Below are 24,573 nucleotides of genomic sequence, written 5' to 3' on the forward strand. Positions count from 1 at the left end.
GAAGGCGAATTCGTGGGAGTTTTATTAAAGAACATTGATAAAACAAATTGGACAAAATGCATTTTTCTAACGACTGATCCTGATAACAATCATTATCTTTTAGAGAAGTTTGTAGCTTCAAATGCTGTTTCAATTGCACAATCAAAGATAGAGCGAGGATGGATAACCAAAGCTATTTATGATGGGGACACCATTGTAGGATTTGCAATGTATGGATATTCAGAAGAAAAGGATTTTTTTGAAATATGCCGTTTAATGATTGATCATAAATTTCAGCGTCAAGGGTTTGGTAAAAAGGCGTTAAGTCTAATCATCGAAGAGATGAGCAAGAATAAGCAATGCTCTGAAATCTATATATCATTTGAACCCGAAAACTACTCTGCAAAAAAACTATATGAAGAATTTGGATTTGAAAACACAGGAAAAATCTTAGATGATGAAATGCTTTATTGCTTGAAGATATAGATAAATGTAAGAAAATTCGAGATGCCGGTGACTACAGATAACATAATATTCACGCTGCAGGCATACGCCGGACACCCAGCATACGCTGGGTCGTGAATACAGGAACGTTATACGAAAACTTGTTAACTCCATTAAAAACCAATAATTTCAAGGAGGCATTTCAAGATGATAGGGCAACAACAACCACAAAAGTACCATGTGCTGGCTCGAGGAGTCATATTGAGCAATAATCATCTTTTGGTTGCTCACTGCATAGGCATGGATAACACCTTTTTACCAGGAGGACATGTTGAGCTTCATGAAAGTATTAGAACATCTTTATATAGAGAGATAAATGAAGAACTTGGTTTAATAAGTGAAGTCGGGCCTTACATAGGAGCAGTAGAAGCGGAACACGAAGATGAAGGAACATATCATCAAGAGATAAATCATGTTTTTACTGCTAGATTAGAAAACGCAGATTATCGAAAGAATCCAGAATCAAAAGAAAGCCATTTAGAATTTTATTGGATACCTATAAATGAGATGGATCAGCATAATCTCCTTCCTCAACCTATGAGAAAGATTGTTCAGAACTATATAAATGATGTTAAAGGGCCTTATTTGGAGAGCACATTTAAAGAAATTGAGTGAGATTTTTCGATGAAGAAAAAGTCTACGTATAACATAATATTCATGCATCGGACATTCGTTCTCGGTCCGGCAGGAGCCGGACACCCAGCATGCGCTAGGTCGTGGATACAGGAAGGTTATATGACAGTGCGAAGATAGAATTTAAAGGAGGGAACTCGTGATGACAAATAAAGAATACAAAGAGCTAGTAGAAGCTAAGTACGGTAAGTCCTTAAAAGAAGTAATGTATGAATTGTGTGTGGATAGAAGATTAGATAAATGGGACGGAGCTAAAATATTAGACGTGCCTGAAAAAACATTTGTTGCTTGGAGAACCCAATTTCGTTTTGGTCCTGATCAGTTAAGATATGATCAGGCTGTAAAGATGAGAATTGAAAGAATCAATGAGTATAAAAAGCAATTGGAAAACATAAATCTACGAAGAAAATTTACACATAATAAAGATAAATCCTTAAAAGGATTTCGAGAGCTAATTGAAAGGAAAATGGAACTGGAGAAGTTAAGAAGAACTTTATTAGAAGAAGAGGATTCGCTTAGTGATATGTCTGTTCTAATGAGAATTGGAATGCTTGAAGGTGTGCTAGACTATCTAGATGAGTATGAAAAGCATGAGGAGAATATAGAAGCTCGTTTTCTTAAAGAAGTAGAGATGATGGAGTTATTTCTAAACAGAGAAGTCTAATACAAGTAACTCAAGGCACCGACATATAACAGTACATTCACACTTCGGACAAGCCTCGATTCGGTAGATGATTTTCAAGGAGTAGAGGCAGCCGGACACACCCAGCATTCGCTGGGCGTCGTGAATATAGGAACGTTAGCTGAAATTGCTGAAATTAAAAAAAGGTTCTTGAGGTGAACATTGGGAGTAAGAAAAAAATACAAACGAAAGATCATACGTGCAAATCGGTTATTCTATTGGTATGTTGAACCGGATATTGATGATGAAGGAATAATTAAATTACACATTTTAGCTGAGAATAAGAAGTTTTTAGTTACCTATGAAGTAGGACAGCATAGCATTAAAAATAAAACCCCTATAATTGTAATCATTGGAAAGGAATTTGAAGGATGGACTAAAGAATATATAGGATACAGAAGAGTGATAACACCAAATTGGAATGATGAAATAATTACTCCAAACTTGATAGGTGAAATAATTGATTGGTGCCTTTTAAGGGATAAAGAAATAAAAGTCGTTAATTGGAAAGGAGAGTTAATAGAATAAGAGATAATATCGAGGAGCCAACAATATCAGCTAACATTATATTCACGCATCGGGCATACGCCCTCAGTACAGCAGAATGGATTTCGGGGAAGCAGAAGCAGCTGGACACCCAGCATCGCTGGGTCGTGAATACAGAAACGTTAGCTGAAATCATTGATAAGAATAAAAATAGATAACAAAACTTCCTAGTTATATGAGTTTTTTAGCTTGAAAAATATAGATTATCTAGAAAGAAGGAATGGGAATATGCTTTATAAACTTTATCCGCCTTTTTTAGTTGTTCCTGAAGAACAAGATTTCTCAGATGCTTGGGAGTCCTTTTGTTTCAAAATCTTATCACTTGAGAAGAGTAAAAATAATTTACACAGAAGAAATCCCCCTGAACAGGGTGTAGACCTATATGACACAACTGATAAAATTGCCTATCAGTGTAAAAGCGTAGAATCAGGGAAAAGTGGGGATTTCAACGTTACACAGGCTGTAAATTCATTGAAATCTGCACTAGCTATCAAGGATGAGTTAGGTTGGAATACATACATTCTTTGTTCAAACGTTAATGTTTCAGGTTCAGCAGAAAACAAGTTGAAAGAAATCTTTCCTGATATTATTATCAAATCTCAAAACAATTGGGAGTCAATGTGTGAAAAGTATAGTGATAAGGTGGAGAGGAATTTTAATAGGCTAGTTAAAATACCTTCAGAAAGAGTAGTGGCAAGTATAAAAGAAGAAATTTATGATTCTTATTCAGCTGACCTTATAAACAAAATCGAAAAGGAAAGCTATGATATTTTTTTGTTTACTAATAGATATGACACCATTTATAAAGTTCCGGTTTCTCCTGATTTTTCTATAGGACAATTATTAAATATACTTAGGATTTTTTTCAAACTACCTGAATCAAAACAAATTAGCTCAGAAGGCATTTCAGTATCATTAAATCATTCAATTATGTTTAACAAGAAAAAACAACCACTGAGCAAATCACTCAAAGAAGTTGGAATAAAAGATGGTGAAGTTGTAACCTATTGGACGAAGATAATCTGGAAGGACAACTTTGAATTGAGAACAGATGTTATGTATAACATGACATTCGAAATGACACAGAAAATGTTTAACAAGGAAGAACGGGCAAGAAAAGCCATAGAAATCTTTCAGTCGGAAATTATCAAATGCTTCAAAAAATTTAACAAACAGTACATCAAATAATTAGAATAATAAGTTGTTTTTGTTCAAATCCATATAGTTTTAAATCAGTAAAAGAGACTTTAATGTATTTCAAGATGCCAAGGACTCCAGCTAACAAAGCATTCACGCATCGGAGCCTGACGACTCCTCGGTCCGAAAGAAGCATTCCGGTGAAGTGAGATCAGCGGACAACCCTGCACCGACTAAGCGCGTCGCGCCCGGCCTGGCGGCATTAAGTAGGTGAGGGTTCGTGAATGCAAGAACGTTATACGAAATCATCTTACATAAGAGGAGACCAAATATGAATTCTAATGATTTTTCATGGAAAGAAGTCTATTCATACTGGAAGCACTTTATTGAAGAGTATAGCTGTAGATCTATTAACGAACAAAGTTTTAAAAAAATTAAAATACAACCACAGTTAAATCCTAATTTTAATATTGGAACTGAAATAATAGATTGGTGGCCAACCAATGAAGTTGAATATAGAACAAAGAAACTAAATGATCGAGGCATTTTAGGTGCTGATTGGGATACAGTAGTCGGTTTTAATCGAACAGCTGAAATGTTATGGAACAACAAAGAAAGTAATGAGCAGCAAGCCCTGATTTGGATTGCTGCCGGACTGAATGAAATATTATCTCATCTTCCAGAAGAATGGAGAGGTGATCCATATAGATTTATCTATGAAACCAAATTGAATATCATGAAAGAATTTGAAAATAGAGATATGTGGTCGTGGCATGGATCAACCAGAAAATTTTTGCCTGTTACCGTTAATAAATTTATGGAATTATACTCTAAACCAATGGAGATATATAACTTAATGAATATCATAGCCATTGATAATGTCTTTTCAAGAAATGCATGGACATTAGTTTGTGTTTCTCGAGAAGAAGATGACTCCGTATAACATAATATTCACGCATCGGGCATACGCCCTCGGTCCGGCAGAGGGATTTCAGAGAAGCAGAGGCAGCCGGACACACCTGGCATACGTCAGGTGTCGTGAATACAAGAACGTTAGGCGAAATTAATACTTGCAAGGATGATGATAATGATGTTCTGGAAATCCCCGGAAGCAATAAATGAAGAGCAATTAAAATCGACAAAAGATATGATAGATAAGTGGCTAATATTAATTGATAAGATTAGGGAGAATCTTCTTCAAAACTCTACTATTCTTGAAAACAATAAAGACTATGCAAATCAAAGACATATAATATTGTCAGAGTTAAGTATGGCCCAATTCTTCACTTTCAGTTCAATATCAACATTAATTTCGAATGCACATTATTCGGATGCATTCACATTGTTAAGAGTATTATACGAAGGACATTTACATTTATGGAATTTATGGAATTGTGATGATGAAGAGTTTCAAAAATACTTAGCGTTAGTAGTAATGCATGAATGGGGAGTAGCCAATGAAGTTCTATCTATAAAAGATACTATACTTAAAGAAGAATACTACAGTAACGAGAGGTTAAAAACCTTAAAACACCGTTATGATGAGGCAAGACTGTTATTCAATTGCAGGGAAGGCAAGATCCCAAAGAACTATACAACCAAGACGATATTAAAGCTAGCTCAAGAAGTTGATGAATCAGAAGGTGGTAAACCTTTTAGGCAATTAATGCATAGCAGGTTATACTCGTCTGGGTCGGAATATGTGCATCGCAGTTTCTATGGATTGCGAGAAGGATATGCAGTAGTAGAACACAATGGAAAACATGTATTGTTTCCAAATCCGCGTAGAGGGATAGAGACTTGTTGGTGGGCGACCTCCATAGAATTAGATACAGTAATATGGCAATCGACTTTTTTGGGAGTAGAGGATGTTACTAAGATAATGAAAGAACTTAGAAATGAAGTAAGAGAATTAGCTAAAGAATGGTTGTTGTGAGGGGGGAATTAACTCTGCCTAACGATGTGTTGACACATCGGCGGACAAGCCGCCTCGGTCCCGGAAGATAAGTCGAAGAAGCTATTGCAGGGACACATGCATTCACCCAACCGCATCGCGGCCGGCTGAGATCGTGCTAGTCGCACTACTCTGGCAGCTTAGGGTGAATGGACGTCGTGAACACGGAAACGTTAGGCGAAACCGCAAGAGCGAAACCAAAAGGAGCCAATATGGAACTAAAACTTGTTCCGGTTAAGCCGGAGAATAAAGACACATTAACTAATCTGTATCAATTTTATGAATATGATTTTAGTAAATACACAAATCGAGAAGTAAATAGGAATGGGAAGTATGAAATTAACTTAGATTTTTATTGGGAAGGTGACGAAAGGTGGAACCCTTTCTTTATTGAAGTGGAAGGTTCAATCGTAGGTTTTTTGGTAGTTCTATTTGAGAATATGGATGTTGATCCTGATCCAACACATATAATCTACGATTTTATGATTTTACAGAAGTATAGAAGAGCAGGTATAGGTCGTAAAGCAGCAATAATAGCATTTAACATGTATAAGGCGAATTGGTTAGTTTCGCAGATGGAAGAAAATATTACGGCAATATCCTTTTGGAGAAGCGTAATAAATGAATTTAAAAAAGGCAATTACACTGAAAGATATAAAGAAGAACGAAAGAAATATATTCAAGAGTTCACTACAAAGATCTAATGACACTAATTGAGGGTTATTTCAGAGCGGAATCGCCTAACAACAAATTCACGCTTCGGGCATACGCCCTCTGTCCGGCAGGGGGATTTCAAGGAAGCGGAAGCAGCCGGACAACCCTGTACTGGCTAAGTCTGACGACCCGTTCGCTATCGCTCACTTAAGCCAGTGAGGGTTCGTGAATACAGGAACGTTAGCCGAAATACTTGTAAATTCATAATTATAGGGGTTGTTTATGTGCTTGTTGTTCATTGGTCACCTGTGAATTACTCAAAAAACATCTTGAAAAACGGAATTAGAAAAAGTCGGAACGGGGTTTACTGCTTTCCTTTAACAGGACATATTGCATTGGATCGTTGGTGGATGAAAGCATTAAAGAGTTTAGAAGAGACGGAAAGAAATATAATGGATTTGTATTTAGAGTGGAAGAGTCTGATTTTCCTGCTTATTTTGGTCATTTTATAGGACACATGACAAGTGACAGAAGCGAAAAACCTATAAAAACGCTAATTGAATTAGGTATGGAAATACAGAATACAATCATTTGGAGGATCGGAGAAAGAGCTGTATGGAATAATATCGAAGTACATAACCATGATCAGGATTTTTTAAAGCTGGGGAAGGAAGTAATTAAGAAAAACCCAGATGTTTATAAGGAAACTTTAACAGATGCAGCATTCATGGAATACATCCTAGAGGACTGTCAACTTGTTTTGACGAATTCTATAAATGCTAGTCGAATCATTCGGGTTATCTCACCAACTAAAGAGTTTGGAAAAGTCTTATACAAGCAAAAGAAAGATGAGTATTTTGAGTGAAAACTCGAAGAGGATCATTACTTCGGCTAACATAATATTCAAGCAGCGACTGTGTGAAGCCTTGGTCTGCAAGGTGGATTTCGAAGAGGTATTTCAGCAGACAACCCCTGATGGGGTTCATGAATACAGAAACGTTATGTGAGATCAGCTAGGAATAAAAAGGCTATATTTAGGAGCAAGTACTATGAAGCGAATTTACAAGCATATTGAAGAATACACAGATCAGGAAATAAAAGATATTTTAACTCGCCGAGAAGTAGAAAAACTTATATATTTACCACTTTCAGTTGGAATGTATCATCACAATTGGAAGTTTGCTCAAGATATATGTCTTAAAACAGCGGAACATGATAATCCAAATGTAAGAGCGAATTCTGTATTGGGATTAGCACATATAGCAAGAACTAAAAAACAGTTAGATAAAAGACTAGTAAAACCAATCATTTTGAAAGAATTAAAAAATAATATAGAACATAAAGGAATAATATTAGATGCTATAAGTGATATAAATTTATTTATGAAGTGGAAACTAGCAAGGAAGCATAATTATTAGTTGACTCGAAGAAGAGATGACCTCATATAACATCGCATCTACGCTGCGGGCGTTGCCCTTGGTTCGCTAGAAGTGGAAAGCAGAGAGAGAAGCGGGATCAGCTCACAACCCTGCGAGGCTAAGTCCGATGGACCCGGCGCTTTGCGCCTTAAGCCTCTCGGATTCGTAGATACAAGAACGTTATCTGAAATTACCGATAGAACATCAGAAAGAAGGCGAATTCGTGGGAGTTTTATTAAAGGACATTGATAAAACAAATTGGACAAAATGCATTTTTCTAACGACTGATCCTGATAACAATCATTATCTTTTAGAGAAGTTTGTAGCTTCAAATGCTGTTTCAATTGCACAATCAAAGATAGAGCGAGGATGGATAACCAAAGCCATTTATGATGGGGATACCATTGTAGGATTTGCAATGTATGGATATTCAGAAGAAAATGATTTTTTTGAAATATGTCGTTTAATGATTGATCATAAATTTCAGCGTCAAGGGTTTGGTAAAAGGCGTTAAGTCTAATCATCAAAGAAATGAGCAAGAATAAGCAATGCTCTGAAATCTATATATCATATGAACCCGAAAACTACTTTGCAAAAAAACTATATGAAGAACTTGGATTTGAAAACACAGGGAAAATCTTAGATGATGAAATGCTTTATTGCTTGAAGATATAGATAAATGTAAGGAAATTCGAGATGCCGGTAACTACAGATAACAATATATTCACGCTGCGGGCATACGCCCTTGGTCCGGCATACGCCGGACACCCAGCTACGCTGGGTCGTGAATACAGGAACGTTATAAGAAATCGTCGAAAGAGGAGAACTATGAATTCTAAAACCAAACTTGCACTTATGCAACGGAAAATTGATTCAAAGCTTGCTGAACAGCTTATTGCTCGCGGTTTTACACTTGGAAAATTGAAACAACAAAGTAGCGATGAATTAAGAGGTCTGGGATTAATGAAGGAATCAATCGATATAATTCAAAATGAATCCAGGCCTCCTATACCGGAAGATACGGTTCGAAAGCTTCTGTTTGAATCAAATTATACTTGTTGTTTATGTAAGGATAGTAGTAAATCCATCATCATTCATCACATTAATCCATGGGAGTCATCCAGGTCCCATGATATCAATAATCTAGTAGTATTGTGCTTACAACATCATGATGAAGCACATACTAAGCATGAGTTGTCTATAAATTTAACACCTGGTCGAATTCGAGATGCAAAAAAGAGATGGCTTGAAAGTGTACAAGAAAAGGGAATAAATAATGCATTAAAAGTAAGTAATACAGATGGTGCTTTCTATGACTACTTTAATTTAAACAGAATATTTGAGTTGGCAGAAAGCTTGGGATTTGATAAAAAAAGTTGCAGGTACTTTCCTATTGCATTAGAGTACGGGTTTATTAACGAACTTGGACTAATAAAACCCATAAAAAGTTGGTCAGACAAAGATATTGAAGAAAAAAGATACTGGATAGATTTTTTTGAAGGGACATATTTATATCATTATATGAAAGACATTTTTTCTCTTGTTGTACAAAAAAGTAATTTTATATACATCAATGAAATTTGGAGTAGATCTAAAATAGTTGCTCTTATAAAACCAGGTGATTTTATTTTAGTGCAAGGTTTATTTTCATTCCAACCACTAACCAAAAAACAAATTGGTATGAGTCAACTGAAAAAAGGATACCGTAAAGCGAAAGGGATTAAAATTGAATTTGAAATAGACTTGTTTTACTGCAATAGTGAGAGTTCAAGAAGCCATCTGTCAGGTAGAAATGTAAAAACTTTATATGCTGTAGTTAGATCAATTAAAGTTGAAGGAAAGTTCTTGGTTATTACTTGTACAGCACTAGCTAGTGGAACAGGTTTTAACAGACTAGATGATCCATACCTATTATATCCTAATATGAGATTGCATGACGATGAAGAATATGATGATGTAGAACTTAATGACGAAGATGAGCATGAGGGCCAAATTATATGAGTGTTTCAAGTAGTCGCCGACATCTTATAACATTATATTCAAGCATCGGGCACATGCCCTCGATCCGGCAGAGGGATTTCAAGGAAGTGGGGCAGCTGGATAAATCTGGTATTCGCCAGGCGTCGTGAATACGAGAACGTTATGTGAAACTCCTTGTAAAACTAAAACAAAAAGGACTGATCCTTATGAATAACACTAAATCGTGGCTGGAAGAGATAATAGAGGCATTAAATGAGCTTGGTGGTGAAGGGACATTACTAGATATTTATACTCAGATTGAGGATCGGAAGCAAATGGAGTTAACAAAGGCTTGGAAAAATACTGTAAGAAGAACTATTTATGATAATACGAAAGATAGTGTAGGGAGACGAGATGTTTTTTATTCTGTTGAAGGTAAAGGTAATGGCATATGGGGGTTAAAGGATTTTGAAGCTAACAAAGAAAATATTGAAATAACTGAAGATGATACCGGATTTCCTGAGGGCAAGAAAAAATTAAGGTTGCATTTAAGTAGAGAGAGACGACCAGCGGTCGTAAGAGAGGCGAAAAAAATATTTAAAGAGAAAAACGGTGGTAATTTGTTTTGTGAGATATGCGGTTTTAATTTTTCTTCTGTATACGGTGAGCTAGGAGAGGACTTTATCGAAGGTCACCATGTAATTCCAGTATCCGAGTTGAATGAAGATCATAAAACCAAGGTAGAAGATATCGCAATGGTTTGTTCAAACTGCCATAGAATGCTGCACAGAAGAAGACCTTGGTTAACTAAAGATAAATTGAGAGATCTAATAAAACATTTAGCATTTCAGGAAGTCAAGGAGCATCACATAACATAATATTCACGCTGCGGACATTCGTCCTGGGTCCGGCATCACCGGACACCCAGCATGCGCTGGGTCGTGAATACGGAAACGTTAGGCGTAGGGAAGAAGGAATATAATGCAGTTAATACATAGAAGAGGCTGGGGAATATTCGAGGATGAAGAAGAGGTTTATTTTCATCTAATGGGTGAAAAAGGTGAAGAGCTTGGTTATGCTAAGTGGTCCAATTCACAGGTGAATACTATTTCTAAACAAGAATACTTTTATCATAAGTACGGTCCATACTATGTTGAAATTATGAATTACTTTCAGGACAATCTAACTGATTCATGCAGGTCATTAGATGGCTCCGTCTATGTATCAAACTACCAACAATCAGACATTCATAAGTTTGATAGTAACGGAAATCTAGAATTTATCCATCAAGATATGTTTGATACAGTCTATGGTTTTGCTGTTTCTGAGGATCTAATTTGGGTTGTTTACCCAACAAGGAATACAATAAAATGTTATAACCTTAAAACATACAAAGAATTGTATTCTATAGGAGACATTGAAGGAACCTTATTTAACTTACCTGAAAGTATATACTTTTACGATGAACTTCTTTACGTCTGTGATATGGGAAATCAACGAATATGTACTATACATCCGAAGAGTAAAGTAATAAGTTCTTATAAAGTATTTAGAGAACCGGTATGGGAATATATAAGATCTAATAACTATGAGATCGTAAGACTGAAGTCAGGGATTTTTCGGGTATAACTGTCCGCATCGCCTAACATCACATTCCTACTGCGGGGCATTCGCCCTTTGGTCGCCGGAGGCATTCAGGGGAGAGGATTCAGGCGACACATTGATTTCCCTAAGATAAGAGCTTATTAAGGTAAACATAACGTCAGGAATGTACATACGTTAGCTGAAATGCTCTTGAAAAATTAAAGACTTACTGAAGATGCAGGATCCTCAGTAAGTAAGGGGTTTATTTAATATTCCCAATGTAGCGTTTTAAAGTAGGAACAATTTCATTTGCTATTTTTTCAATGTGCATGTCACTCTCTCGGACAAAATACTTAAGGTCAGTTAAGAACAATTCTAGTTTATCGGGAGAAACATCATGATTTACAACTGATATAATAAGTACATCTTTTTTTGAAGAATATCTGTTAAGGAAATTAGTTAATTCAGTATCACACCAATTAGAATTTAGAAAATCATTTGTTATCCAAAAGATAACTGCTGCTGATTTTTTAATTCCTCTTTGAATGGCTTTAGTAATAGATTCTCCATAATCAATGTTAATTTTATCAAACCATACGGGTAATCCGGCTCCATTTATATAGGGAATTAAATCTTCAATTTCTGATTTATCCTTAGATGCATGACTTAAAAATACAGGTAATTGATTTCCTAAAGCAGTACTAAATTTGTAACCTATATTTTCAAGTTCTTCTTTCTCCGGAAATGCAAATAAATGAGATATTTGAGATTCAATTGGAATTCCGTCCATTAAGTTAATGCTATTAAATCTTCTGTTACCCATTTCAGTAAACAATTCACTCATTGTGATATCTGATCTATAACGAAGTCCAGCACTTAACATTAATTCTTTCATAGTATTGATATGGCCTTCAAGTGGATCGTCATAACCAATTACAACGAAAAATTCTAAACAAAAGGGATTTGAATTTGTAAATATACTAATCATCTGTAGTGACGATGAATCTTGCTCTGTCATGAGGTTTTGTAGGACTGAAATGACTGGTTTTCTAACACCGTAATCACATTCCCAAACATAATCCTTACTTAATCTACTTGTCATAAAATACTCCTTAAGTTGTTTTTGTTCCAGTATATTACAAACTAAAGGTTTTTGGTAGAATAATCTAAGAAGAATATCACTTCAGCTAACGAAATATTCACGCATCGGAGCCTGGCGGCTCCTCGGTCCGCAAGAGGAATTTCGGGGAAGTGGAATCAGCGGACAACCCTGCGAACCTAACCGCAGTCGCGGCCGGGGCTATGCCCCTTAAGGTTCTCGGGTTCGTGAATGCGAAACGTTATACGAAACCCCTTAAATCCAAAAAAGGACATGAAAATATATGGATGAACACTTGAAACCTAATAGGGTAGAGCTTGAATTCTTAAATCTAGCGTACAATAGTTTTTATGATATTTTTGATGAGATATTTGAAGACTCATTTTGGGAGAAGGATGCTTATTATCGGTTCTCAAAAGTCAAAGATGCTTTTACAATCTATGCTGAATTATTGAATTATGAACCAATTAAGTGGGTAGTTGAAGAGATGAAAAAACGAAGACCTCCTATGGAAGCCGAAATTGGAAGTGAACTATTTAAGTTTGTAAGAAATCTGTTTGCTCATTTTCCATTCTACAAAAATTGGGATGAAGTATGGGTAAGTAAGACACTATGTAATTGGGTTAGAGAGGGACAATCAATTGATCGATTTCTTAGGAAATATACTGGTCGTACTGAAGTGAAGTATAGATTCTGGGAAGCAGATAAAAAGAAAATGACATATTTAAGCATTAGGTTCTCAGATCAGTATACAGAGAATACAAGAATTTATTTAAAGGACATTTTAACTGAAACTGAAGGTGTCAAATTTTCTTTAATATTAATGAAGCAAATAATAGATACACAAGTGATCAAGGAATGATATGTAGACAATTTAAAGAGGAAGGGGCCTCGTATAACATTATATTCACGCATAGCATACGCCCTCGGTCCGGCAGAGGGATTTCGGGGAAGTAGAAGCAGCCGGACACACTTGGCATTCGCCAAGCGTCGAGAATATGGGAACGTTATACGAAATTCAAAGACGGGGGAGTTTTATGGAAGAGTGGAAAATAGCCATATTGAGTTATTTGGATTATTGCTTAGAAAACTATATAGATAATCAAAAAATGAAAAATTTATTATATCCTTTTAATTTTAATAACCACTATACGGATCGAATGAGTGAAAAATCAAGGCTGTATACTATGAATGTTGAGAAAAATTTGAAGGAACTAATGTTGATTTATTATAAAATAATTAACTTTTATGATGAGTATAAAGAATCGGATATGTCACGTTATAAATATTTAATTAAAACTGAGTTGGAGCATTTTGTATTGCGTTATAGGATTATTGTTAATAAGATCGCTTTAATTAAAAAGGAGTCTAAAATAATTGATTTTTCAAGTGTTGATACTAGATATTTTGAAGAATCAATAGAGTATGAACAACTAATAGGAATTCGCAACAGTATTGCTCATGAGAGTATAAGGAGTCATGTTTTTGATACAACTGAAGACAAGAGACTATATTTTCAGTTTTATACTAATCGAAGTACATGAAGTTTTTGTAAATCCGCTCGGCTCAGAAATTTATGATTTGAAGTATTGGCTATCTTGGATGTTAATACTCTTACTAAACTTTATAGATGATATTATTAGAAATATATTTGTATCAATGCAAAGAATTTGCGATGAAGATGGAAGTATTTTCAATGAAATTACGAAATGTGATCAAATGATGAATAATAGACATTCGATATTGGATACATATTTTGATGACATTCCGTTATTTATAAGTGAAATAAGAGAATTGAGGAATCACATAATCAAGTTTTAGAGTAAAGAAAAAGTAAGGTTAAAGACATCACAAACTCAATTTGCTTATGTTAATGATTAATTCTTAAAGGAGAGGCTGTGTTGGTGAGTAACTACAGTAATAAAATAGCTAATGGGTTTAGAGTGATTTTGGGTTCGGGTGAACTGTATAGACCTACATATCCTCTTAATTTCATAGAAAATATATGTGAAAATGATAAGGTTGAGGATCTCGATATTGCTGGTTCAGTTGAAAAAGAAATTCGATATTTATTTTGTATATATGTAAAGATTCTAACCGAATTTGAAAATTATAAACTTGACAAGTTGAATCTTTATGGTCACTTAGTATCTAATGAATTGGAACACTTTATTCTAAGATATCCTGTAGTATTCGATATTATAGAGAAACATTTTTTATGTGTAGTAGGTGATAATTTCAAAACTATTGAAGAAGTTGTTCCGCTAGATAATGAACTTAAAAGTATGAAAAAAGTGAGAAATGAGATAATTCACCATGGGGCAGAATGCATTGTTAAAGGTGATATATACGGTCCTGGTTTTAGAATTTCTTTCAATCGTCATTCAATGGAGAATCATCAGCCTAATCGATTTCTTTTACTTGATAATCATAGTGAATTGTATAATGTTACTTATTTTATTACGTGGATGCTAAATTTATTGATGAATTACCTTATTCTTTTTTTTAAAACTGCAAATGAAATAAGAACAAATATGCACTTAATTACTGAAAAACAAATTAATGAAATTAAAAGTATGGATAAACGCTATGGGGGGCATTTTCGAAAATAAGATTTTTCAACAATGAAGCGGAAATTTATAAGGGGAATTTGGAAGAACTATTGGTTCATACTATAATTTATGAAAAAGCTATTGAAAATTGTCTAACAGATAGTTACCAAAATTACTGAGGAATACCACTTCGGTAACTGTCGGAACGTTAGTTGAAATTCAGAAAACGTTTAATAGAAAGGAACAAAAATGCCAATTCTAAATTTTAAAGAAATACCTCAAGCTAATGTATCAGACGGTAATCAAGACATGTTTGAGCAATTTGCACGAGATTTTTTTCTTATGCTCGGATTTGAAATTGAAACGGGACCTGATCGTGGGCAAGATGGAGGGCGTGATCTAATAATTATAGAAAAAAGAACCGGTATTGCTGGCGTTTCCACTATAAAATGGTTGGTTAGTTGTAAACATAAAGCTCACTCTGGTCGCTCTGTGACTGATAATGACGAACAAGATGTAATTGATAGATTAACGGCGCATGATTGCAATGGTTTTATTGGATTTTATTCATCTGTACCGAGTGCACCCTTGGCTAGGAAATTAGAAGCTTATAAAAATCGTTACGAGATACTAATATTTGATAACGAAAGAATAGAACAATCCCTTCTTGTTGGTGAAGATGGAAGATTCCTTTGCAGGAGATACTTTCCTAATTCTTTTTACATATGGGAAACCACTGCATTTCGACCGACAGTGTTACTTTCTCAATATGAGCCTTTACGCTGTAAGAAGTGTGGACGTGACTTATTAGAAGAAGAGGTAATCAATAACGAGCAGGGCATTGTGGTTTTTGTTGAGAAGTACAATAAGGACAACTTGGATACTGAAGAGATTGTAGATATTTACTGGACCTGTAAAGGAGAGTGTGATCGTGAAATTGAAAATATTTATTTAAGTAAAGGCTTCAATACTAAATGGGAGGACATTTCTGATATTGCTATCCCTGTTAAGTATCTGCAATGGAATTTAGCAGTATTAAATAGATTAGAAGAAGGAATGGATAACTATAGTCGCCAGGCATACGATAATCTTAAACACTTTATCATCCGGGTTTCACAATTAGTATTAAAAGAACAAACCGATAAGCAACGCGAAAGATTCAAGATGCTTCAAGAGATTCCAGAGTATTTCTAAGAAGGCCCTGAACATCGTCTAACATAATATTCACGCTGCGGGCATACGCCCTGGGTCCGGCATACGTCGGGTCGTGAATACAGGAACGTTATACGACAGAATCAAAATGAAAAAGAGGCAGAAGGCTCTCAATCTAAAGATATATGTAATTCGTTATGCAGGTGAAGAGCGTCCTTAAAACCTTGCAAATAAATTTCACGTTCTAAAATAGCTTGAACAGAAAGCTCAGCATCATCGTAAAGGAATAGGGTCTTCTGTATATTCTCCGGTACTTCTTCATGTAACTGCTTGAAGTAGAGATTCCGCTCGGATGAGAACTGGTTGTATCTGGAGTTGTTTTTGATAAGCTCGCCATATAAAGATTCAATTCGAGTATGAATCAGTGAATCAAGTAAGACTTCTAAAGAATTATGCATTTTGGACACCATCCAATGTATTTGATTTTATGAATAAAAGTTCAATTTATTAAACATAATTTTATCATATCGAATAATTGAGTCAACACATGTTGAAGATGTTTTTGATATAAAAAATATACTTTCATATAATTAAAGAAAAATTCACTTGGTGTGTGAAAGGAATCTCAGATGATTAGTTATAAACCTTTTCAAAAATTATTGATCGACAGGGAGATTAAGAAGCAGGATTTATTGAAAATGACAGGTATTTCGTCTGCTACAATGGCGAAACTCAATACGAACGAATATGTATCATTAGAAGTGATTGATAAATTATGTGCGGCTTTAGGTTGTCAGCCAGGAGATTTATTAGAACATATAGCAGAACAAATGACAGATTAGAATCAAGAATGAATGTTGGTTAACCGAAGAAGTGATTCCATCGTATAACATAATATTCAAGTAGCGGCTCCGTTGGAGCCTTGGTCTGCGAAGTGGATCTCGAAGAGGCATTTCAGCAGACAACCCCTTTGGGGTTCATGAATACAGGAACGTTATGCGTAATTATTGCGATTCTAAAGAAAGGAGAAATACAATGGATCAAATCAAATATCCGATTGGTCAATTTCAACCCATAAACAATCTTTCAAATGATGAAATAATAAATCTTATTAAACAAATTCCTGAATTAATTAAGCGATTAAATACATTGCTGATTGGTCTTGAACAATACCAATTGGAGACTCCGTATCGGCCGAATGGTTGGACAGTAAGGCAGGTCATACATCACTTAGCTGATAATGATATGAATGCGTACCTGAGATTTAAAAGAGGATTAACTGAAAATAATCCATTAGCAAATACATATAGAGAAGATCTGTGGGAGAATTAATTGATTACAAGAAGTTGCCCGTAGAGAATTCGCTATCACTTATTGAAGTATTGCATCATCGCTTTTTGGTGTTGCTGAATGAACTTAGTATAGAAGACTATAAACGGACTATACAGACTGAAGTATTAGGAATAATTACATTAGAGACAGCTATACAAAGATTTATTTGGCATAACAAACACCATGCATCCCAAATCGAAAACCTAATAAGAAGAGAGAAATGGAAAGACATATAAGAGAGAGGATAATTGTAAGGAGTTCAAAGATGGTAGTAACAACGCATAACATCATATTCGAGCAGTGGCTCCTTCTAAGCCTTAGTCTGCCAGAAGGATTACAGGGAAGCATTTCAGCAGACACCCCCTAACGGGTTCATAAATACAAGGACGTTATAGGAAATACTTGATAAAAGGAGAAAGCAAAATGTTTTAGAAATATCTGCGGATGAAAGGGTATTAAAGATAGATGTTTCACCGAAAATGGCTTATGAATCCAAAGGAACATTTTATGAGTCCCACATTCAGAATTTAATGAAGAGTACCCACAAATTTATCATACAAACCTCTGTTGTAGTTTCAATGGAACAAATGGATATGGAATGTACATTGACGCAAGAGGTAGAAATCAATGAAAAGAAAAAAGGGGAGATTCTTGCTTTTGTTGGCTTGATACATTAGACGATGATTATGCAGTAATTAGTAAAAGAGTTGATAGAATTGGAAATGAAGATGTAGCGGTTTACATGTCGCATTAGTCCGGCTGAAATGTCGCAAAAGTACATGGTAACGCGATGTGGAGATATATTATACTCGCCTTATATTTCGATAATGAAAATCATTATCATACATAAGGAGGATTCACCATGAATAAAGGAACAAAGAGGCAAGCTGCCGGAAGCATGGCACATGCTAACCATAAATCACGATTTTTAATGGGCTGGATGCTGGCCCTTGTTCTTGTACTGACGGCTTGCGGTGCCGGAGCAGGTACAAATGGCGGCAATGAGTCGTCTGCTACAACTCCAACGGAAACGCCTTCAAATGAAGCGTCTCAGACTGCCGGAGCTTTCCCGGTTACGATCTCGCATAAGAAGGGTGAGTATACGCTTAACGAGAAACCAAAGAAAATTGCTGTGCTTGATGTCAAATTTCTGGATCAATTGCTAGCCGTTGGCGAGCAGCCGGCAGGCAGTGTTATCGCTGAAGGCAATACCACATTTCCAAAATATTTAGGCGATAAGCCGGGTGACGTACAGGTTTTAGGTACACGGGACAAGCCCAATCTGGAAGCGATTGTAGCATTGGACCCGGATCTTATTTTAATGACTGATTTTCAAGAGAAAGAGTATGAGCGTGTAAGCAAAATAGCCCCCACAATCGTACTTGACTTCTACGAGGATTGGCGAGATACGTTAGCTACGGTGGCTGCGATCACAGGTAAGCAGGCAGAGGCAGAAACTGTGCGTAAGGCTTATGAGGACAAAATTGCAGGACTGAAGGAGAAGCTGTCGGAGAAATTGGGAGAGGAAACGGTAGCACTTATTCGTCCGAGAAAAGAAGGCATTCGTGTTCATGGTCTTGAGCATCGAACAGGAGGAATTCTGTATGAGGATTTGGGCTTAAAAATGCCTGCATTAGTCCAGAAGATCAAAGATGATACCTCCGTTGAAATCTCGATGGAGAAAGTTCCTGAGATTGGAGCAGATCATTATTTTGTTCTGTCTGATGAGTTGTTTGCGGCAGAGGCAGAGGCTTTGGATAGCAGCTCAGTATGGAAATCCCTTGATGCAGTCAAAAATAACCGTGCATATGATGTTAATTCTACACTTTGGATCGCTTATTATGGCCCACTTGCAATTAATATTATTGTAGATCAGGCATCGGAAGCACTGTTGGGATCGAATTAAAATGGACCATTATCTATCGACTGACTTATGGCAGCAAACGGTGGAAGAACACTCGATTCGGCTTGGTGAGCCGTCTGAAGATAATGTCCGTATTATTGCTTTGAGTCAACTACATGAAGAAGCTGCATGCCGAGAGTATTTAAGCTGGCTTCAAGAGTATATTGGTGCGCCTGACATGAGGGTAGCTGCTTCGATGTTAGCTAAGCGAATCGGCTACCTGTGGATTGCTCCGTTACTGACCGCGATGAGCGTTCATCATCAGCATGTTTCTTTTCGGCTAGACAACAGCTTTCTCTATCATCCGACGCTCACAGCTAATGAGGGGGAGACGCGTTTTCCTTTTCTGGCTATGAACGGGCTTCGGGCAGAAGCACTAACGGGAGACAGGGAAGTATGGCGGGAAAAGGTGGTAAAGGAGATGTTTGCGTTACACTTTGCACCGCTGTTAAAGACGCTTGCTGCGATTGCTCCTCTTTCGATGAGTATCCTTTGGGAGAATATCATGATACGCATTGTCCCATTATATACTCCTGAAGTAGACAATGCTGAGCAAGAAAGTCAGCACATCCAGGCAGATTTTTCATATCTGACGCAAGGAGCGCCCGGGCATTTGTTCGGTGTAAAAAGAAATCCGTTCACTCGGTTCACAAAAAATAAGGACAGCATTCCAGCCGTGAAAAGCAAGCGTACCACCTGTTGTTTTTATTACCAGATGTCAGGGGAATATTGCAGAAAATGTCCGAAAATTGACAATGAGAATAAATCTCAATTAAAATGACAACAGCAACAATTTTACTTTTGCTAACAGGCCTGGTTGTAGTTAATTGGTTAAGCCTAGTCATGTGAGTCACTCTAGCAAAGGATGCTATTGTCAGGAGATGAGAGAAATGCCGCTACAAGAACAGACAAGTCTATGGAGTGATACAACGATCAAGATGCTTGACGAGTATAGCGGTACTTTGCAGACAGGCAGTGTTCTTCGCGAAACGGAATTAACTTCGAATGTGTTGTTGCTGGCATACGGAGGGGAAGGGGAGCTTGCAATGAATGGTGAGGTTTGCCACATTGGAGCTTCTTTTGCTGGTCATATTGTTAAGGGGACATCCTTAACGCTGACGGCCAGATCAGACGACATTTATTATATCGTGATCATGTACAAGGCTTCTTCCATGGAGGGAGCCTCTCTTGTTTTGCCTTCATATCGCAAACACCCGTTGCGCACTTCATTTGTGCAAAATTCGGTAACCCAAGCAGTATGGATTGAGAATGCAGAAAAAATCGTTGCCAAATGGCGTCGTGGCGAAGGCATGGAACGTTTTCATGCCAATGCGTTGCTTCAGGGTATGATCTACGAACTGATCATGGATTACGAACGTGGTCAGGGAGGAGAAGCGTCTGACATGGTGGATGTTGTCGCTTCATATATAGCGTCGCATTATCGCCAGAATCTGGAGCTTAAAGAGCTGGCAGCCCTTGCTGGATGCAGCTTAAGACAGCTGCAGCGACGATTCAAACAAGAGAAGCAGCTCGGACTGACTGAGTATGTCATTCAGTTGCGCATGGAGAGTGCATCGCGGATGCTGCGTCATACGGATGCTCCCATCGGTGAAATTGCTGACAGAATGGGCTATCGCGACATGTATTATTTCAGTAGGGCGTTTAAGAAATATTATGGCATCCCTCCGCTGCGTTATAGGCTTGATGCCGCTTCGAAAACAGATATAGACTATGCTCATTCCTTGCAGCGGAACCGCACAGCTTCTTCATATGAGTCGGCCCAAGGCTCGGTGATATGCCATATGCGAGGGGAATACTATGTTATCGGATCTCCGAAGCGTATCGCTGTACTCGATGTGCAATATGCCGATCATTTGCTTGCGCTGGGGCTCTCTCCAGCAGGTAGTGTAGGACTAGCCAATGCAGTGTTACATTTCCCTCAAACGATCAGGGCAGGACTTCAGAATACTGAATTACTCGGAACATATGAGTACCCCGACCTGCTTGCAGTGGAACGACTGTCTCCGGATCTAATTATTTGCACCGAGGTACATGAGCCGCACTATGAACAGTTAAGCCGGATCGCTCCAGTTCTCATGTTTAAGCGCAATGAAAACTGGCAGACTATTCTGACTCTGTTCGGTGAACTGACAGGCAAACGAGAAGAGGCAAAGCGTATTATAGCGGATTATCACCGACGAACCACATTGCTGTCCGAAGAACTTGCTCCCGTTCTGGCAGGCAAGAGCGTGGCACTGATCCGTCCGCTGGATTCTCTGGTTCGCGTGCATTCTGCCTCTCATCGTACAGGGGCTGTGCTGTACCATGATCTAGGTCTGCCTGTTCCGTTATTTGTGGCAGATACCTCCGACACGGCCTATCACATCTCAGTTGACAGACTACCGGCTGTACATGCTAGCCATTACTTCTTGCTTAGCCATGAACTCATGCAGGAGGGAATATCCGCAACAGAGCAACGTGTCTGGGGAATGCTTGATACCGTTGAGCGCCAGCACATACACTCGGTCGATGCCGCGACATGGATCGGCTGTTATGGACCCACAGGCATCAATGGCATTGTGGATCAGATCGCTCAGGCTTTGTTGGCTTGATGGGAGAGGAAGTTGCTACTTGTGCTCATAGAGATTTTAACAGGAACTAAAGACAGTTCATCTTTGCCTTATGTCATAGAGGGAAAGTTGAACTGTTTTTTTATGGCCAATCCATCAGATAACATCATATCCACGCATCGGAGCCTGCGGTTCCTTGGTCCGGCAAAAAGGAATGCCAGGGAGGGACAGGCGGACACATACGCACTCCGATATTACCTAACAAAGGGCTGTTTTAACTTCAGGAATACCTAAATGCTATGTGAAATCAACGAAATTATTTAAGTGGTAGACATAGGTGTGACTGCTTGGCGCTTTTTCTTACTTCACAAGCAAGTTGCAATAAAATGAACATGAAGTAGATAGAGCTGAGTGCCTACTTCATGTTCGCTTAAATTTTTGCAAATTGAATCACAGGTGGATCAATGAATCTTTGGAGGTTCAGAATTCATCGTATCGTTAAGCTGGGTCACAAAAACACCTTCGTTCGGGCCAGGGTTATTTCGAAACATTTTCGCTTCATCCACCAAAATTTCGTCTGTATCCGTGCCGAGTATCTTTATTGTTGCATCAATGAATGAAGCAAGCGGCATCGCCCGTGGTTCATCGTTGTTGCTTTGAACCCATGGGGGTACAATTTCTATTACTTTTACCGATGTGTCTTTAAGCATGTACCTTTGGGACAGCGTATAGGTGTGAAGTGCTGCCTTCGTCGCGGAATATACAGCAGTTGTCGCTAATGGTACAAATCCAAGTATTGAAGTCGTGTTGATGACAACCGCTTCTTCTTTGGACTTCAAATGCTCAATGAATGCAGAAGTCAACCGAATGGGACCTAGCAAGTTTGTAGTGACAGTCGAAATCAAAACATCCTCATCGATCACGCCCGCCGCGTTATCAGACTGTATGATGCCGGCGTTGTTAATTAAGACGTTCAAATCCGGGTATTCTTCGATTAACTGCTTGGCGGCCGCCTCTATGCTGGCAGGATCTTGTACATTCAATTCCACTGCGGACATGCCAGGATTCGCTTTGATCGTCTCCTCCAGACGCTCTTTACGTCGACCGGAGATAATAACTTTGTTTCCAAGATTGTGGAGAGCTATTGCTAACGCACGTCCAATCCCTGAACCACCGCCTGTAATAAAAATCGTGTTTCCTGTAAGTTTCAATTTTTAAACCCTCCTAATTCAATGTGATTTAAATCATTCTAAAGATTGTAAATCAATAGCTTTCATGATTATGGCTTCTTTAAAATTGAACATATGTTGAATCATCAACATAAATTTTATAAAGTGAATGTATCAGAGCGATACATGGGGTTCAATGGTTAAAACAAGCGTGGGTGTTGATTTTTCAACAGAGGACTTCGAAATGTTCATTTTTTCGGATGGTAAAAAGGGGAGAAGGATATGGACAAGCGTATTCAAAAATCGAGGCAAGCCATTATTGATGCTTTTATGAGGCTGATGTCAGAAAAGGAATTCGAGAGAATTACGATCAATCAAATTGCGGAGGAAGCGAATGTCAATCGTGGAACGGTTTATTTGCATTTCACTGACAAGTACGATCTGCGCGATCAATGTATGGAAGCTCAAATTAACGAGTTACTACGCAATTGTATGTCTGAAGATAATTTCTTTCATGTCCCTTCCAAAACCGCACTACTGCGCACGTTTGAATATTTGGAGCAGCATGCTTCATTCTATTCAAGAATGCTGACGAACAAGGGAAGTACGGTTTTTCGGAACCAAATGGAGACAATGTTTCGGCAAAGTCTGAGCGCGCATCTGGATTCGATCAACCTCGATCAGGAAATGAACAGGGACATTACGGTGCAATTTTTAATTTCAGCAGCAGTGGGGGTATTGGAATGGTGGATTACCCGTTCAATGCCATATCCGGCAGCGGTCATGGTTGAACAATTTTGGAAATTGCTGAATTGTGGTGTCGAGGGACACGAACGAACATCGTCCATTTGACTCTTTAATTTAGAGTTTTTTTAAGGATGGAACCCATAATGTGGATATATTCTCTGTCGATTATGGGATTAATATAATTCGAAGAGATGGGGGAATATTTATTATTTTTGATGCTGGTGGAATAGTGGTTCAATTGAATTGATAGAAATAGGAATAACAGAAGAAGAGTCACTAAAAGCTCAGAAAAGCGAAAGATATGCATATGAACTAATAATCAAACTACAAAGTAGATTGATTTTGAATGCATAGTGAAGAAGTTCGGTAACTTCTGATAACATAATATTCAAGCATAAGAATCCTCACAGAGCCTTGGCCTGTTGGGATGGAGTTCAAGGAGGCATTTCAGCAGACAACCCCGGAAAAAATAAAAAGACAATGGAGGTATGTTTGGTGCTGACATTAGAAAAAGCTAGAAAAAATGATGCACAAAAACTTGCTGAAATACAAAAGGCCAGTTTTGAGGATGAATCAAAGCATTTTAATATTAACGGAACCGTTGGGCCCATAGGATATGATTCCATAAGTTGGCAAGAAGAGATGATGCAAAATTGCGAATATTTCAAGATACTCTTTAATGGAGAATTAATCGGGGGAGCAATGATATTTGTAGAATGTAATCAAGTGCATAATCTAGGAAGGATCTTTATTGATCCCAATTTTAAAAATCAAGGAATTGGAACGAAGGTGATGGAGAAAATTGAAAGTGCATTTCCAGATAGCACAGAATGGTGGCTGGATACTCCTAGCTGGAGTGTGAAGAATCATCACTTTTATTCAAAGTGTGGGTTTATTAAGGTTAGAGAAGAAGGTGACTTATACATTTTTAAAAAGACTTTATAAACTTATGTAATGTACAAACGTTATGATACATCAGTGCTAAGTGTTACCAAGAAG

General features: G+C 37.5%; 31 protein-coding genes. 28 read left to right on the forward strand and 3 right to left on the reverse strand.

All coding sequences use genetic code 11. The features are described from left to right. The first annotated feature begins 12 nt into the window (after positions 1-12). The 15 genes from G7035_RS16195 to G7035_RS16265 all read left to right on the forward strand — a co-directional run bounded on the left by G7035_RS16195 (position 13) and on the right by G7035_RS16265 (position 11,095). Positions 13-465 carry a GNAT family N-acetyltransferase gene (locus G7035_RS16195; protein WP_019688364.1) on the forward strand — a complete coding sequence of 151 codons (453 nt, stop codon included), beginning with the start codon at positions 13-15 and terminating at the stop codon, positions 463-465. A 165-nt stretch (positions 466-630) separates the two neighbouring features. Further along, positions 631-1,098 (forward strand): NUDIX domain-containing protein, encoded by a 468-nt coding sequence (locus G7035_RS16200; protein ID WP_019688363.1) that lies wholly within the window; start codon positions 631-633, stop codon positions 1,096-1,098. Between the two features lie 160 nt (positions 1,099-1,258). Then, a complete protein-coding gene (locus tag G7035_RS16205; RefSeq protein ID WP_019688362.1) occupies positions 1,259-1,780 on the forward strand; it encodes a hypothetical protein in 522 nt (173 codons plus the stop codon). A 180-nt stretch (positions 1,781-1,960) separates the two neighbouring features. Further along, complete coding sequence (locus tag G7035_RS16210; RefSeq protein WP_019688361.1) at positions 1,961-2,326, forward strand: hypothetical protein; 366 nt, start codon at positions 1,961-1,963, stop codon at positions 2,324-2,326. A gap of 207 nt (positions 2,327-2,533) precedes the next feature. Continuing rightward, positions 2,534-3,532, forward strand: a complete 999-nt coding sequence (locus tag G7035_RS16215) for a ubiquitin family protein (RefSeq protein WP_196478864.1) — start codon at positions 2,534-2,536, stop codon at positions 3,530-3,532. 280 nt (positions 3,533-3,812) lie between these two features. Then, positions 3,813-4,424, forward strand: coding sequence for a hypothetical protein (locus G7035_RS16220; protein WP_019688359.1), 612 nt, complete (start codon positions 3,813-3,815; stop codon positions 4,422-4,424). Between the two features lie 144 nt (positions 4,425-4,568). Next, the gene (locus tag G7035_RS16225) at positions 4,569-5,417 is read left to right on the forward strand and encodes a DUF5677 domain-containing protein (RefSeq protein WP_019688358.1); all 849 of its coding nucleotides are present in this window, start codon (positions 4,569-4,571) and stop codon (positions 5,415-5,417) included. Between the two features lie 167 nt (positions 5,418-5,584). Further along, positions 5,585-6,139: a GNAT family N-acetyltransferase gene (locus G7035_RS16230; protein ID WP_241753136.1), complete on the forward strand. Its 555-nt coding sequence runs from the start codon at positions 5,585-5,587 to the stop codon at positions 6,137-6,139. Next, positions 6,139-6,300 (forward strand): hypothetical protein, encoded by a 162-nt coding sequence (locus tag G7035_RS16235; RefSeq protein WP_154654548.1) that lies wholly within the window; start codon positions 6,139-6,141, stop codon positions 6,298-6,300. The genes G7035_RS16230 and G7035_RS16235 overlap by 1 nt, the downstream gene beginning before the upstream one ends. A gap of 195 nt (positions 6,301-6,495) precedes the next feature. Next, positions 6,496-6,954: a hypothetical protein gene (locus tag G7035_RS16240; RefSeq protein ID WP_029515178.1), complete on the forward strand. Its 459-nt coding sequence runs from the start codon at positions 6,496-6,498 to the stop codon at positions 6,952-6,954. 184 nt (positions 6,955-7,138) lie between these two features. Further along, positions 7,139-7,507, forward strand: a complete 369-nt coding sequence (locus G7035_RS16245; protein ID WP_019688355.1) for a hypothetical protein — start codon at positions 7,139-7,141, stop codon at positions 7,505-7,507. A gap of 223 nt (positions 7,508-7,730) precedes the next feature. After that, positions 7,731-8,021, forward strand: a complete 291-nt coding sequence (locus G7035_RS27410) for a GNAT family N-acetyltransferase (protein WP_019688350.1) — start codon at positions 7,731-7,733, stop codon at positions 8,019-8,021. A gap of 314 nt (positions 8,022-8,335) precedes the next feature. Continuing rightward, positions 8,336-9,508, forward strand: coding sequence for an HNH endonuclease (locus tag G7035_RS16255; RefSeq protein WP_019688349.1), 1,173 nt, complete (start codon positions 8,336-8,338; stop codon positions 9,506-9,508). A gap of 185 nt (positions 9,509-9,693) precedes the next feature. Then, on the forward strand, positions 9,694-10,344 hold the full coding sequence (locus G7035_RS16260; RefSeq protein ID WP_049789360.1) for an HNH endonuclease: 651 nt from the start codon (positions 9,694-9,696) through the stop codon (positions 10,342-10,344). 103 nt (positions 10,345-10,447) lie between these two features. Beyond that, entirely contained in the window at positions 10,448-11,095 is a 648-nt protein-coding gene (locus G7035_RS16265; protein ID WP_019688347.1) for an NHL repeat-containing protein, read from the forward strand. Between the two features lie 217 nt (positions 11,096-11,312). On the opposite strand, the gene G7035_RS16270 is transcribed toward G7035_RS16265, so the two are convergent. Further along, positions 11,313-12,152, reverse strand: a complete 840-nt coding sequence (locus tag G7035_RS16270; RefSeq protein WP_019688346.1) for a toll/interleukin-1 receptor domain-containing protein — start codon at positions 12,150-12,152, stop codon at positions 11,313-11,315. Positions 12,153-12,432: 280 nt separating this feature from the next. On the opposite strand from G7035_RS16270, the gene G7035_RS16275 reads away from it, so the two are divergent. The 4 genes from G7035_RS16275 (at position 12,433) to G7035_RS16290 (ending at position 15,895) form a co-directional block, all read left to right on the forward strand. After that, on the forward strand, positions 12,433-13,011 hold the full coding sequence (locus G7035_RS16275; RefSeq protein WP_019688344.1) for a hypothetical protein: 579 nt from the start codon (positions 12,433-12,435) through the stop codon (positions 13,009-13,011). A gap of 175 nt (positions 13,012-13,186) precedes the next feature. Then, on the forward strand, positions 13,187-13,693 hold the full coding sequence (locus G7035_RS16280) for a hypothetical protein (protein ID WP_019688343.1): 507 nt from the start codon (positions 13,187-13,189) through the stop codon (positions 13,691-13,693). A gap of 360 nt (positions 13,694-14,053) precedes the next feature. Continuing rightward, complete coding sequence (locus G7035_RS16285; protein ID WP_196478865.1) at positions 14,054-14,761, forward strand: hypothetical protein; 708 nt, start codon at positions 14,054-14,056, stop codon at positions 14,759-14,761. A gap of 189 nt (positions 14,762-14,950) precedes the next feature. Then, complete coding sequence (locus G7035_RS16290) at positions 14,951-15,895, forward strand: restriction endonuclease (RefSeq protein WP_019688340.1); 945 nt, start codon at positions 14,951-14,953, stop codon at positions 15,893-15,895. Positions 15,896-16,023: 128 nt separating this feature from the next. On the opposite strand, the gene G7035_RS27415 is transcribed toward G7035_RS16290, so the two are convergent. Continuing rightward, positions 16,024-16,311, reverse strand: coding sequence for a hypothetical protein (locus G7035_RS27415; RefSeq protein ID WP_115293076.1), 288 nt, complete (start codon positions 16,309-16,311; stop codon positions 16,024-16,026). Positions 16,312-16,482: 171 nt separating this feature from the next. Here G7035_RS27415 and G7035_RS16295 point away from each other — a divergent pair, with 171 nt between their 5' ends. From G7035_RS16295 to G7035_RS16320, 7 genes are all read left to right on the forward strand, one after another. Beyond that, entirely contained in the window at positions 16,483-16,695 is a 213-nt protein-coding gene (locus G7035_RS16295) for a helix-turn-helix domain-containing protein (RefSeq protein WP_019688142.1), read from the forward strand. 193 nt (positions 16,696-16,888) lie between these two features. Next, positions 16,889-17,185, forward strand: coding sequence for a DinB family protein (locus tag G7035_RS27420; protein ID WP_230877314.1), 297 nt, complete (start codon positions 16,889-16,891; stop codon positions 17,183-17,185). 68 nt (positions 17,186-17,253) lie between these two features. Continuing rightward, a complete protein-coding gene (locus tag G7035_RS27830) occupies positions 17,254-17,421 on the forward strand; it encodes a DinB family protein (protein ID WP_330165458.1) in 168 nt (55 codons plus the stop codon). A gap of 243 nt (positions 17,422-17,664) precedes the next feature. Beyond that, complete coding sequence (locus G7035_RS16305; RefSeq protein WP_016821717.1) at positions 17,665-17,862, forward strand: hypothetical protein; 198 nt, start codon at positions 17,665-17,667, stop codon at positions 17,860-17,862. A gap of 185 nt (positions 17,863-18,047) precedes the next feature. Further along, positions 18,048-19,091: an ABC transporter substrate-binding protein gene (locus G7035_RS16310; RefSeq protein WP_016821716.1), complete on the forward strand. Its 1,044-nt coding sequence runs from the start codon at positions 18,048-18,050 to the stop codon at positions 19,089-19,091. A 1-nt stretch (position 19,092) separates the two neighbouring features. Further along, positions 19,093-19,869 carry a (2Fe-2S)-binding protein gene (locus G7035_RS16315; protein WP_019688141.1) on the forward strand — a complete coding sequence of 259 codons (777 nt, stop codon included), beginning with the start codon at positions 19,093-19,095 and terminating at the stop codon, positions 19,867-19,869. Positions 19,870-19,978: 109 nt separating this feature from the next. After that, positions 19,979-21,700 carry a helix-turn-helix domain-containing protein gene (locus G7035_RS16320; protein ID WP_019688140.1) on the forward strand — a complete coding sequence of 574 codons (1,722 nt, stop codon included), beginning with the start codon at positions 19,979-19,981 and terminating at the stop codon, positions 21,698-21,700. Positions 21,701-22,119: 419 nt separating this feature from the next. On the opposite strand, the gene G7035_RS16325 is transcribed toward G7035_RS16320, so the two are convergent. Next, entirely contained in the window at positions 22,120-22,869 is a 750-nt protein-coding gene (locus G7035_RS16325) for an SDR family oxidoreductase (RefSeq protein ID WP_019688139.1), read from the reverse strand. Between the two features lie 240 nt (positions 22,870-23,109). On the opposite strand from G7035_RS16325, the gene G7035_RS16330 reads away from it, so the two are divergent. Together G7035_RS16330 and G7035_RS16335 are read left to right on the forward strand one after the other, a co-directional pair. After that, positions 23,110-23,679 carry a TetR/AcrR family transcriptional regulator gene (locus G7035_RS16330; RefSeq protein ID WP_019688138.1) on the forward strand — a complete coding sequence of 190 codons (570 nt, stop codon included), beginning with the start codon at positions 23,110-23,112 and terminating at the stop codon, positions 23,677-23,679. Positions 23,680-24,069: 390 nt separating this feature from the next. Beyond that, complete coding sequence (locus G7035_RS16335) at positions 24,070-24,519, forward strand: GNAT family N-acetyltransferase (protein ID WP_019688137.1); 450 nt, start codon at positions 24,070-24,072, stop codon at positions 24,517-24,519. The last annotated feature ends 54 nt before the right edge of the window (positions 24,520-24,573 follow it).

The sequence above is a fragment of the Paenibacillus polymyxa genome (genome assembly GCF_015710975.1).
GTDB classification, from domain to species: domain Bacteria; phylum Bacillota; class Bacilli; order Paenibacillales; family Paenibacillaceae; genus Paenibacillus; species Paenibacillus polymyxa.